The organism is Rhodococcus sp. PAMC28707 (genome assembly GCF_004795915.1).
GTDB lineage: Bacteria > Actinomycetota > Actinomycetes > Mycobacteriales > Mycobacteriaceae > Rhodococcoides.
In genome coordinates this window covers 3,804,562-3,817,529 of sequence record NZ_CP039253.1, presented here as the reverse complement: position 1 = coordinate 3,817,529, position 12,968 = coordinate 3,804,562, and the positions used below count along the sequence as shown (strand labels likewise).

Here is a 12,968-nt window from a genome sequence, read left to right as displayed (position 1 = left end):
GAGGGAGCGGTAGTGCACACCTTCGCCCCTACGCCTCGTACTGTTGTATCTGTGACCGACGCCTCGATGTCCAAGCCGGACTTTTGCGACCATGAACGCAGTTCCGCGCTGATGACGGACCAGTACGAATTCACCATGCTCTCGGCCGCGCTTGCCGACGGTTCTGCGCACATACCGTGCAGTTTCGAGGTATTCGCCCGGCGGCTGCCGAACGGCCGGCGTTACGGCGTCGTCGCCGGTACCGCCAGGTTCCTCGAAGCACTGACACGATTCCGCTTCGGGCCGGCAGAGATCGAGACGCTCGCCGCCTTCCTCCCGACCAAGACCCTCGAGTGGCTCGAAAATTATTCTTTCGGCGGGGACGTGGACGGCTACCGAGAGGGCGAACTGTATTTCCCCGGCTCGCCGGTGCTGTCGGTACACGGAACCTTCGCCGAATGCGTCGTTCTGGAAACTCTTGCCCTGTCGATTCTCAACCACGACAGCGCAATAGCGTCTGCAGCCGCACGCATGGCGAACTCTGCGGGTACGCGCCCGCTGATCGAGATGGGTTCGCGTCGCACCCACGAAGAAGCCGCAGTCGCGGCCTCGCGCGCCGCCTACATCGCCGGATTCACCGCGACGTCGAACCTCGAAGCAGTACGACGCCACGGCGTCCCCGGAGCCGGAACTTCGGCGCACGCCTTCACCCTGCTCTACACCGACGCCGATGGTCCGAACGAGAAGGCCGCCTTCGCCGCGCAGGTTCGTAATCTGGGGGTCGGCACGACGCTGCTCGTCGACACCTACGACATCACTGCCGGCGTCGCCAATGCCGTCGAGGTCGCCGGTACCGGTCTGGGCGGAGTACGCATCGATTCCGGAGACCTCGGAGTGATCGCCCGACAGGTCCGCCGTCAACTCGACGACCTCGGTGCAACGAAAACGAAGATCGTCGTATCGGGTGACCTCGACGAGTATGCGATCGCCGCACTGCGCGCCGAACCAGTGGACAGCTACGGCGTCGGCACCTCTCTGGTGACCGGATCGGGGGCGCCCACAGCGGGCATGGTCTACAAGCTGGTGACGGTCGACGGGCGTCCCGTCGCCAAACGCAGCAGCCACAAGGAGTCCCGCGGGGGCACCAAAGCTGCTATCCGAACCACTCGATCCACTGGAACAGCAATCGAAGAAATCGTGTATCCCGTAGGCAGCAGGCCGGAAATCGACGACGGACTCACCGCCATCGAACTGTGTAGGCCCCTGGTGCGCGGCGGCAAGCAAGAACCGTCGTTACCCGGCTTGAACGATGCACGCGAACTACTCGCACAGCGGCTCGTCAGTCTTCCGTGGGAAGGGCTCAAGCTCTCGCAGGGCGAACCTGCACTGTCGACGCGGTTCATCGCAGCCCCCGCGTGAACCGTCGCCCGCGGCAGTGGCCGGACGGTGTCGATGGCGCATCCGGTCGGTGAGTGGCAGTAGTCTTCTGCGGTGCCGTCGAAGACCGAGCTCCCCACAGTTCCCGCCCTACTGAAGGTCGCGGTGCACTCGCTAGGAGGTAAGGAACGCAGCAATCAGCTCACGATGGCATCGGCCGTCGCGCACTCGATCGACACCGGGGAGCACCTGGCCGTGCAGGCTGGGACCGGAACCGGTAAATCGCTGGCGTACCTCGTGCCGAGCATCAGACATGCTGTCGAGTCCGGGCGCACCGTCGTCGTCTCGACGGCAACCATCGCGTTGCAACGTCAGCTCGTGGACCGTGACCTTCCTCGGCTGGCGGATGCACTCGAGGATGCCATCGGTAGGCGGCCGAAGTTCGCAATACTCAAGGGCCGCAACAACTATCTGTGCATGAACAAGATTCACACCGGAGCATCCGAGGAGAAGCCCGACGCCGAACTCTTCGACGCGTTCGCCATCTCCCGCCTCGGCCGCGAGGTCGTCCGGCTCACGCAGTGGTCTTCCGACACCGACACCGGCGACCGTGACGACGTCGTCCCCGGGGTCAGCGATCAGGCATGGCGGCAGGTCAGCGTCACCGCACGTGAATGCCTCGGTAAGTCTCGATGCCCCGTCGGCGAGGACTGCTTCGCCGAGCGCGCACGCACCGAAGCGTCACAGGTGGACGTCGTGGTCACCAACCACGCACTGCTGGCCATCGATGCCATCACCGGAATCCAGATTCTTCCCGAGCACGACGTGGTGGTCATCGACGAAGCGCACGAACTCGTCGATCGAGTCACCGGCGTTGCCACTTCGGAACTGTCTGCCGCAACGGTCACCGCTGCTGCTCGTCGGTGCTCCAAGCTGATCGAAGAGGAGATCGTCGACGCACTCGACGGCGCGGCGGACAACTGGGCTGCGATTCTCGACAGCCTCCCGCCCGGCCGATGGTCGGCTCTCCCGGACGGGGTGGGACCTGCGCTGGCCTCCGTTCGAGACTCCGCCTGGGCCGTTCGTACCGCGATCGGTCCGCAGAAGCAGAGCATGGCAGCCTCGGACCCGGAAGCCGCTGCCGCGCGCAATGCGGCCCTCGTGGCCATCGACGAAGTCCACGACAGCGCGGTACGAGTACTCACCGCCTTCGACGAACCGGACCCCGCCAAACGTAAGGACGTCGTCTGGCATGCAGTCGACGACTTCCGCGGGAACGTCAAACGCACCGTCCGAATAGCGCCACTGTCGGTCGGTGGTCTACTGCGCAGCCGACTCTTCGCCGAGTCGACCGTGGTGTTGACTTCGGCGACGCTGACGGTCGGTGGCTCGTTCGACGGTCTCGCCGTCAATTGGGGTCTTCCGGCCGAGAATTCTGCACGCAGCGACACGGCCATGGCGTCGGGCGCGCAGCCACCGTCCGACACCGCGTCGATTCATTGGAATTCGCTCGACGTCGGGTCCCCGTTCGATCACGCGAAGGCCGGCATTCTGTATGTGGCCAAACATCTTTCGCCTCCCGGCCGTGACGGCCTGTCCGCCGAGTACTTGGACGAGATCGAGGCACTGGTCAGTGCTGCCGGTGGCCGGACACTGGGCTTGTTCTCCTCGATGCGCGCGGCGAAGGCTGCCGCCGAAGAGATGCGCGAGCGGCTGGACACACCGATCCTGTGCCAGGGCGACGACTCCACGGGTGCATTGGTCACCAAGTTCGCCGAGGACGAAGCAACCTCGCTCTTCGGCACCCTGTCGCTATGGCAAGGAGTTGACGTTCCCGGTCCGTCCCTCAGCCTGGTGATCCTGGATCGGATCCCGTTCCCCAGACCGGACGACCCGCTCCTGGTGGCCCGGCAACAGGCAGTGGAGTCCCGTGGCGGCAACGGCTTCCTCTCGGTTGCCGCCAATCATGCCGCGCTTCTACTCGCGCAGGGCGTCGGCCGGTTGCTGCGCAGCGTCGACGACAGAGGCGTCGTCGCCATGCTCGACCCACGACTTGCGACCGCTCGCTACGGCGGCTACCTCAGGGCCTCGCTTCCCCCTTTCTGGGAGACGTCCGACCCTGAGGTAGTGCGCAAAGCTCTCACCCGGCTTTCCGGAAGGTAACCAACTTCGCAGAACCGGTTACGGATTCGGCGATTTCACCAGCCCCAATTCGGCATCACCGGCCAACAGTGGATGGTGCGGCAGCACTCGTACGGTGTAACCGACTGCCCCGCTGACCGGCAGAGCGGTGTCGGTCTCGAAGACCTCCCCGAGCGAGTCCGTTCCGGAATGCGTCATAGCCACAGTTCGGGTATCGATCAGATTTTCGTCGTCGGTGACCCGGCCGAGCACAGCCTGAACGACGACGTCCGACGGCGAAAGACCTCCGAGCCGGACGTACGCCCGCAAGGTGAGCTTCGCGCCGATGACCGGGGTGTCGGGCAGGCCTTCACTGTCGACCTGGACGACCTCGACGGAATGCCAGGCGTCCTCGACCCGTCGGCGGTACGCTGCGACGTCCTTCGCGCCGGCGTACGCGTCGCGGTCGACGGTGCGCGCCGCCGTCGCAGCCGGTGCGTAGTAACCGAGCGTGTAGTCACGAACCATTCTCGACGCCAGCACCTTCGGCCCCAGATGCTCGAGGGTGTGGCGAACCATCTCGATCCAGCGAGTCGGCACACCGTCGGTACGGTCGTAGAATTTGGGCAACACCGACTGCTCCAGCAACTCGTACAACGCCGAGGCTTCGAGGTCGTCGCGGCGGCTCTCGTCCGTCACCCCGTCGGCAGTCGGTATGGCCCAACCATTCTCGCCGTCGTACATCTCGTCCCACCATCCGTCGCGGATGGACAGGTTGAGGCCGCCGTTCAACGCGGACTTCATGCCCGAGGTTCCGCAGGCTTCGAGTGGGCGAAGTGGGTTGTTGAGCCAGACATCGCAGCCCCAGTAAAGGTATCGAGCCATCGACATGTCGTAGTCCGGTAGGAACACGATGCGATGGCGAACATCTGCGGCATCGGCGAACCGAACTATCTGCTGGATGAGTGCCTTGCCACCGTCGTCCGCGGGATGGGACTTTCCGGCAACGACCAATTGCACTGGACGGTCCGGATCGAGCAGAAGCCTCTTCAGCCGTTCCGGTTCGCGCAACATCAACGTCAGACGCTTGTACGTCGGCACTCGTCTCGCGAACCCGACCGTCAATACGTTCGGGTCGAAAACCCCTGAGGTCCAACCAAGTTCAGCCTCGGTCGAGCCTCGCTCCAAACACGATCGATGCACCCGACGGCGAACTTCGTCGACGAGTTGACCCCGAAGATCGTTTCGCGTCGACCACAGTTTTTCGGACGGGACGTTCTGCAACTGTTCCCAGCCGCGTGCTTCCTCCAGAGCATCGGCACCGACGGTTTCGTTCGCCAGCTCCATCCACTCGCGCGCGGCCCAGGTGGGCGCGTGAACACCATTGGTGACCGAGCCGATCGGTACCTCCGATACATCGAATCCACGCCACAGATCGTTGAACATGCCCCGGCTGACGATCCCGTGCAGCTTCGAGACACCGTTGGCGCGTTGGCCCAGGCGAAGGCCCATATGTGCCATGTTGAACACCGACCGATCGGGCTCACCGCCCAGCGCCAGAATGCGGTCCATCGGCAGACCTGGCAGCAAGGCCGAGTCGGCGGAAGCGTCGCTCCCGAAGTAGTGCCGGACCAGATCGGCCGGAAACCGGTCGATACCGGCAGGCACCGGCGTGTGGGTGGTGAACACGGTTCCTGCTCGCACCGATGCGAGGGCGGAGTCGAAGTCCAATCCTTTGCCGGTGACGAGTTCGCGGATGCGTTCGGCACCGAGGAACCCTGCGTGCCCCTCGTTCATGTGGAACACCTCGGGGTCCGGCAGGCCGTGCGCGTGCGTATACGCACGAATGGCACGTACCCCGCCGATTCCGGCCAGAATCTCCTGCTTGATGCGGTGATCCTGGTCTCCGCCGTACAGGCGATCGGTCACGCCTCGAAGTTCCGGATCGTTGTCCGCGATATCGGAGTCCAGCAACAGCAATGGGACACGTCCGACCTGCGCGATCCATACCCGAGCTCGCAGGACCCGCTCTCCCGGCATCGACACGTGAATGAGGACCGGGGCATCGGACGAGTCGGTGAGCAGACGCAGGGGCAAGCCCTGCGGATCGAGCGATGGGTAGCGCTCGGACTGCCATCCGTCGGCGGTCAGTGACTGCCGGAAGTATCCGGATCTGTAGAGAAGGCCGACTCCGATCAACGGCAGACCCAAGTCGGACGCAGCTTTGAGATGGTCGCCCGCAAGGATGCCGAGTCCGCCCGAGTAGTTGGGCAGAACCTCGCTGACACCGAACTCCATCGAGAAGTAACCGATGCCGGTGGGCAGCGAAGAATCGGTGCGCTGCTTCTTTTGGAACCAGAGTGGACGAGTCAGGTAGTCCGACAGATCGCGAGAGACTACCGCAAGGCGGTCGACGAAAGTCGGATCGTCTGCAAGTTCTTCCAGGCGCTTCGGCGCGACCGCTCCGAGCAGAGCGATGGGATCGCGGTCGAGTTCGACCCAGAGCGCAGGGTCGATCTCTTCGAAGAGTTGTTGAGTAGGTGGGTGCCACGACCAGCGGAGGTTTGTCGAAAGCTCCGCTAGGGCATTCAGACGTTCGGGCAGGTGGGCTCGGACAGTGAACCGACGCAAGGCTTTCACGAAACGAACACTACCCACGTTGGTCGTCCATGGCCGGACTCACCGGTGCTACCGGCGGGGAAAGACCGACGGACGACCGGAAATCGCCGACGGAGGCCGCTGACACAGGCACAGCGTCGCCGTCTGCACTACGGTTGTTCACGAGAGCACGCCGACCATCAGTTACTCGGCTGTCGCACCCTATGCGACCGGCCGAACGGAGCGAAGAACGGAGTGTGAAGTGACAGGTCGACTCGGTATCGACAATGTCCTTCCAGACACGAGCACCGGAAAATACCCCGCGAAAGCGGTGGTAGGCGAAGCATTTCCGGTTTCGGCGGATGTGTGGCGAGAAGGTCACGACGCGGTGGCCGCAACACTCGCCGTTCGTGGCCCCGGAGTCCGGACCCCACTACGCATCACCATGACCCCGGGCAGTGAACCCGACACGTTCGACGCACTCTTCACTCCGAGCGCCCCCGGTTACTGGATCTGCCGAATCGAGGCGTGGAGCGATCCCGTCGCGACATGGAAGCATGCACTCGAAGCCAAACTGGGTGTGGGTCAGAGCGCCACCGAGTTGGCCAACGACTTGGAAATCGGTGCACGGGTTTTCGAGCGCGCTGCCAAAGGTGTGCCCACCGAGGAACGAGCGCTTCTCGCCGACGTCGTCACTGCGCTGCGCGACACCGACCGTCAGCTTCCGGCTCGCGTCGCGTCGGCATTCACACCGGCAGTGGCAGACCTACTGCACGAGTACCCCCTGCGCGAACTGGTGACGCGTTCCCCCGCCATCAACGTCTGGGTGGAGCGCAATCGCGCGCTCAACGGCGCCTGGTACGAGTTCTTTCCCCGGTCGACAGGTGGATGGAACGAAGATGGCACACCGCGTCACGGCACATTCGCCACATCCATCGAGCAACTCCCCCGCATTGCCGGCATGGGGTTCGATGTCGTCTACCTTCCGCCGATCCATCCGATCGGCGAGATCAATCGGAAGGGCCCGAACAACACGCTGACCCCGGCGCCGCACGACGTCGGTTCGCCGTGGGCCATCGGTTCCAAAGACGGCGGGCACGACGCGATCCATCCCGAACTCGGTACCGAAGACGACTTTCGGGCGTTCGTCGAAGCCGCCAATGCACTCGATCTCGAGGTCGCACTCGATTTGGCGCTTCAGGCAGCTCCGGACCACCCGTGGGCAGCGACCCATCCGGAGTGGTTCACGGTGCTTCCCGACGGCACGATCGCTTACGCCGAAAATCCCCCCAAGAAGTACCAGGACATCTATCCGGTCAACTTCGACAACGATCGCCGCGGCATCTACAACGAGGTTCTGCGCGTCACTCGACATTGGATTGCACTGGGAGTCAAAATCTTCCGAGTGGACAATCCACATACCAAGCCACCAGATTTCTGGGAATGGCTCATCGCCGAAATCAAGAAGTCTCATCCGGAGGTGCTGTTCCTCGCCGAGGCTTTCACCAGGCCTGCACGGATGTACGGGTTGGCCAAGCGCGGCTTCACTCAGTCCTACACGTACTTCACGTGGCGGGTTGCCAAGTGGGAGCTCACCGAGTTCGCCGAGGAGCATGCCCGACGCGCAGACGATGCGCGGCCGAATCTGTTCGTCAACACCCCGGACATCCTTCACGAAAGCCTGCAGACCGGCGGGCCCGGAATGTTCGCGCTTCGTGCTGCGCTGGCGGCAACCCTGTCGCCCACGTGGGGTGTGTACTCGGGTTACGAATTGTTCGAGCACCAAGCCGTGCGTCCGGGCAGTGAGGAGTATCTCGATTCGGAGAAGTACCAACTCCGTCCCCGAGACTTCGAGGGCGCGCTGGCCCGAGGAGAATCGCTGGAGCCGTGGTTGGCGACGCTGAATTCGATCAGGCGGGCGCACCCGGCTCTACAACAGTTGCGCAACATCCATTTTCATCATGTCGACAACGACGCGCTGATCGCCTATTCGAAGTTCGATCCGGTCACCGGCGACTCGGTACTCGTGGTGATCAACCTCGATCCGTTCGGACCGGAAGAAGGCACCATCTGGTTGGACATGCCTGCGCTCGGACACGACTGGCATGACAGCCTCACCGTCACCGACGAAGTCAGTGGCCAGCAATTCAATTGGGGACAGACCAACTTCGTCAGATTGGAACCGTGGAAGTCAGTGGCGCACATATTGGCGCTACCGCCGATTCCGTATCCGGCACGGCTGGAACTGGCATACCGCGGCAACCGGAAGTGAGTGGGAAAATCGTGACCGACAACCCGACGACAACCGATATTGCCTCACCGAGCAGCAATGATCTCGATTTGCTCGCCCAAGGCACACATTACGATCCACACTCGGTGCTCGGCGCACACCCAGTGCCCGGCGGAACGGCCATTCGCGCGCTCAAGCCGAACGCGGAGTCGGTGGTCGCGCGCATCGGCGGCGTCGACCATCCGTTGACTCATGTTGCGCACGGCGTGTTCAGCGTCGTCGTACCATTCACCGATTTGGTGGACTACCGACTCGTCGTCACCTGGCCGGGCGGATACACCGCCGAGTCCGCCGACGGTTACCGATTCCTCCCCACGCTGGGAGAACTGGACCTCCACCTGTTCGGTGAGGGTAGGCACGAGCGACTGTGGGACATCCTCGGTGCCCACGAGCAGAACTACACGACCCCGGACGGCGACGTCAGCGGCACCTCGTTCGCAGTGTGGGCGCCGGCTGCCGCGGGCGTGACCGTAGTCGGAAGTTTCGACGGATGGTCGGGCCAGAGTTGGCCTATGCGTGCGCTCGGATCCACCGGGGTCTGGGAGCTGTTCGTTCCCGACGTCGGACCTGGAACCATCTACAAGTATCGCGTCCACGGGTCCGATGGTGTTGTGCGTGACAAGGCCGATCCGATGGCATTCGCCACCGAGATTCCACCGGCCACCGGATCGATCGTCGCCAGCTCCGAATTCGAGTGGTCCGACGACGACTGGCTCGCAGCGCGCGCGGAGATCGAGCCGACTCGGGCACCGATGAGCGTCTACGAAGTTCACTTGGCATCTTGGCGTCCTGGCTTGGACTATCGCCAATTGGCCGTGCAACTGGCCGAGTACATGCTCGAAACCGGATTCACCCACGTCGAGTTGTTGCCGGTCGCCGAGCACCCGTTCGGTGGATCGTGGGGCTACCAGGTGACGTCCTACTACGCCCCGACCTCACGGTTCGGCAGCCCCGACGATTTCCGCTTCTTCGTCGATCACCTGCACGAGGCAGGCATCGGCGTCCTCGTCGACTGGGTGCCCGCTCACTTCCCGAAGGACGAGTGGGCACTGTCCAATTTCGACGGCGGCCCGCTCTACGAGCACGGGGATCCTCAACGCGGCGAACAACTCGACTGGGGCACGCTGGTCTTCGACTTCGGTCGTCGCGAGGTACGAAACTTCCTTGTCGCCAACGCGCTGTACTGGCTCGACGAGTTCCACATCGACGGATTGCGCGTCGACGCCGTCGCATCCATGATCTACCTCGACTACTCCCGTCCCGAGGGTGGATGGACGCCGAACATCTACGGCGGCCGCGAGAACCTCGAAGCGGTGTCGTTTCTGCAGGAAATGAACGCGACAGTGCACAAGAAGCACCGGGGCGTCGTCACCATCGCCGAAGAGTCCACTGCGTGGCCCGGCGTCACCCGTCCGACCAGTGTCGGTGGTCTCGGCTTCAACATGAAGTGGAACATGGGCTGGATGCACGACACGCTCGACTTCCTCGGGCGCGATCCGATTCACCGCAGCTTTCACCATCACGAAATCACGTTCTCGTTGGTGTATGCGTGGAGTGAGAATTACCTCTTGCCGATCAGTCACGACGAAGTCGTCCACGGCAAAGGCACGTTGTGGTCACGCATGCCCGGGGACAACTTCACGAAGGCTGCCGGCATGCGCGGGCTACTGGCGTACATGTGGGCGCACCCCGGCAAGCAGTTGCTCTTCATGGGTCAGGAATTCGGTCAGACCCGTGAGTGGTCCGAGGAGCGCGGGCTCGACTGGTACCAACTCGACGACCATAACGACGACGGTCTGCACCGCGGGGTACTGAACTTGGTCAGTGACCTCAACTCCGTCTACCGGGCGAACTCTGCTCTCTGGACTCTGGACACGTCCCCCAGCGGGTATTCGTGGATCGATGCCAACGACACCGAGAACAACGTGCTCAGCTTCTTGCGCTACGGCGCAGACGGATCTGTTGTCGCGTGTATCTTCAACTTCTCGGGAGTCGTACATGGCGACTACCGTGTCGGACTACCGGAGCCTGGTCGCTGGATCGAAATCCTCAATACGGACGCAGAGTCCTACGGGGGTTCGGGGATCGGCAATCTCGGAGAAGTAACCGCAACATCGCACTCGTGGCATGGTCGACCGTCGTCTGCACAGGTGGCGCTTCCCGCCCATGGCGCGATTTGGATAAAACTGGAGCGTTGAATGAGTGGCGGTCGTACCCGACACACACTGTGGATGACCGCCGTGATCACCATGATGGTTGTAAGTGGATGTGGCTCCTCGGTCGACGGGCGGGCAGTGTCGATCTACGACAACCCTTTCACCGTGGCTGGGTTACCGGTCACGGATGGGCCGAGCGGGCCGCGTCCAGGAACACCACATTCGACGCTCGAGGTGCGCAATGCCGAGGGCACGGATTCCGACATTCTCGCCACTGACGCCATAGACGACATCCAGCGGTACTGGGCACAGACCTACCCGGAACTGTTCAAGGGCACCTTCGCCCCTGTGTCGGCACTCATTTCTTGGGACGCAGGAGAAGACGAGGACGCGGGCATCAGGTTCTGTGGGGACAGAACCGGCGGAATTCCCAACGCTGCGTACTGCGCACGCGACGACACCATCGGCTGGGATCGAACGATTTTGCTGCCCGCATTGATCGACGCCTTCGGTCCGATGTCGGTCGTCATGGTCATCGCACACGAATACGGCCATGCCGTGCAGTATCAGTCCGGTCTGATCGGCGAGGATACCCCGACGATTGTTGCCGAGCAGCAGGCCGACTGTTTCGCCGGTGCCTTCGTTCGGCATGTCGCCGAAGGGGATTCGGTACATTTCACCATCAACACCTCCGATGGCCTCAACGGCGTACTCGCCGCAACCGTCGCAGTCCGCGACGTCGATCCCAACGATCCGGATTCGGTCCACGGCACCGCCTTCGAACGTGTCACCGCAGTACAGATCGGATTCACCGACGGGGCTGCGGCCTGTACCGAGATCGACGAAGCCGAGATCGAATCGCGCCGAGCGGATCTCCCCCAGCAGTTCAGCAACGCCGCCGACGACGGCGAGCTTCCGGTCACCGTGGAGACGCTGGAAGCATTCGTCCGGTCGTTCGAAAGCCTGCTGACACTGCAGAACCCACCCACCGTCACCTATGCAGGGTCGGACACCGATTGCCCGGACGACACCTCGACCGAGCCGGTGTCCTACTGCGCCTCGACCAACACCATCGGCGTGGACGTCGATGCCCTCGCCGAACTCGGTACAGCCGAGCGTCCACGGCGCGGAGACGTCATTCCCCTCAACGTAGCCGGTGACTACAGCGCATACGTACTGTTCGCTTCGCGCTACACGCTTGCTGTCCAGAACGAGGCAGGCCAACCGCTCGACAACCCGCAGACTGCATTGCGATCAGCCTGCTTGGCCGGCGTCATCACCGCAGGTCTGAGCGCCGAGAACAGAACCAGCACTTCCGAACTGGAAGTGTGGCTCTCCCCTGGCGACCTCGACGAGGCCGTCTCCGGCCTACTCAGCGACGGATTGACCGCCAGCGATATCGATGGAGTGACGCTTCCCAGCGGCTTCTCTCGCGTCGACGCATTCCGGTCGGGTGTGCTCGGCGGACGCGAGCAGTGCAACACCCGCTATCGCTGACCAGCACGGGGCCGAATATCAGTACAGCGCAGAAGCCAGCTTTCGACGGGCGGCCACCACCATCGGGTCCGCAGCATCGAACAACTCGAAGAGTTCGAGTAACCGCGTCCGCAGTTGGGTGCGCTCGTCACCTGCCGTCTTCTTGATGCCGGCGATGAGCCGTGCGAACGCAGCTTCGGGTTTCTGCTGAGACAGCTCTACGTCAGCAGCTTCGATCTGAGCCGTCACGTCGGACGGCGCCGCGTCTGCGCGTTCCACGGCGTCGACGTCGACGTGTTGGACTCGTGCGAGAAAGCGCACCTGGCGAAGCGCAGCAAGCGCCTCCGTGTTCGCCGGCTCGGCGTCGATGATCGCTTGATACGCAGCTTCGGCAGCAACGAAGTCGCCCTCGTCGATTGCCTCCTCGGCTGCGACGAAACGCGGGTCCTCCGGCTCGGGTTCATCCTCGCCGCCGTCGTTACCCGAGTTGGGCGGGCCGGTGAGCTTGCCCGCCGTTGCTTGCTCGACAGCCTCGAGCCATTTTCGCAGCTGTTCATCGGGTTGCGAGCCCTCGAAATCAGCGAGTGGCTGCCCTGCTGCTACCGCGATGACCGTCGGAATGGCCTTGACGCCGAACGCTTGCGCAATTTGCGGGTTGCTGTCGACGTCCACACGGGCGTGCACCCAAGCCCCGCCCGCCTCGAGCGCCAACTGACCCAGTTGCCGAGTCAGCGCAGCAGACTGTGGAGATCGAGCCGACCCGAGATCTACGATCACCGGGACCTGCGAGGACCGTTGTAGGACCTCCGCCTCGAAGTTGGCGGTCGTCACATCGACGATGGAAGCCAATCCTGCTGAAGAGTCGTCGCTCCCCGTAGCAGGCGGCGGCGCCGGACGATCCTTCAGAGCGGAGAGGTCGACGGCCCCTGCGATGGATGCCGGGACGGCAGTTGGCGGACGGGCTGAAGAGC

General features: G+C 63.3%; 7 protein-coding genes. 5 read left to right on the top strand and 2 right to left on the bottom strand.

What is annotated here, in order from left to right; translation table 11 throughout:
- Positions 1-66: 66 nt before the first annotated feature.
- Both E5720_RS17330 and E5720_RS17325 read left to right on the top strand, forming a co-directional pair.
- Positions 67-1,398: a nicotinate phosphoribosyltransferase gene (locus tag E5720_RS17330; protein ID WP_136172779.1), complete on the top strand. Its 1,332-nt coding sequence runs from the start codon at positions 67-69 to the stop codon at positions 1,396-1,398.
- Positions 1,399-1,470: 72 nt separating this feature from the next.
- On the top strand, positions 1,471-3,519 hold the full coding sequence (locus tag E5720_RS17325) for an ATP-dependent DNA helicase (RefSeq protein WP_136171673.1): 2,049 nt from the start codon (positions 1,471-1,473) through the stop codon (positions 3,517-3,519).
- Positions 3,520-3,537: 18 nt separating this feature from the next.
- Here the strand turns inward: E5720_RS17325 and glgP are convergent, their stop codons facing one another.
- On the bottom strand, positions 3,538-6,117 hold the full coding sequence (gene glgP, locus E5720_RS17320; protein ID WP_136171672.1) for an alpha-glucan family phosphorylase: 2,580 nt from the start codon (positions 6,115-6,117) through the stop codon (positions 3,538-3,540).
- Between the two features lie 220 nt (positions 6,118-6,337).
- Between glgP and E5720_RS17315 the strand changes: the two genes are divergently transcribed.
- Genes E5720_RS17315 through E5720_RS17305 form a run of 3 tightly spaced genes read left to right on the top strand, consistent with a single transcriptional unit; the run spans position 6,338 to position 12,018 of the window.
- Positions 6,338-8,347: a maltotransferase domain-containing protein gene (locus tag E5720_RS17315; protein ID WP_136171671.1), complete on the top strand. Its 2,010-nt coding sequence runs from the start codon at positions 6,338-6,340 to the stop codon at positions 8,345-8,347.
- A gap of 11 nt (positions 8,348-8,358) precedes the next feature.
- Positions 8,359-10,563, top strand: coding sequence for a 1,4-alpha-glucan branching protein GlgB (gene glgB / locus E5720_RS17310; RefSeq protein WP_136171670.1), 2,205 nt, complete (start codon positions 8,359-8,361; stop codon positions 10,561-10,563).
- A complete protein-coding gene (locus tag E5720_RS17305; RefSeq protein ID WP_136171669.1) occupies positions 10,564-12,018 on the top strand; it encodes a metallopeptidase in 1,455 nt (484 codons plus the stop codon).
- A gap of 18 nt (positions 12,019-12,036) precedes the next feature.
- On the opposite strand, the gene E5720_RS17300 is transcribed toward E5720_RS17305, so the two are convergent.
- The gene (locus E5720_RS17300; RefSeq protein ID WP_136172778.1) at positions 12,037-12,930 is read right to left on the bottom strand and encodes a tetratricopeptide repeat protein; all 894 of its coding nucleotides are present in this window, start codon (positions 12,928-12,930) and stop codon (positions 12,037-12,039) included.
- Positions 12,931-12,968: the final 38 nt, after the last annotated feature.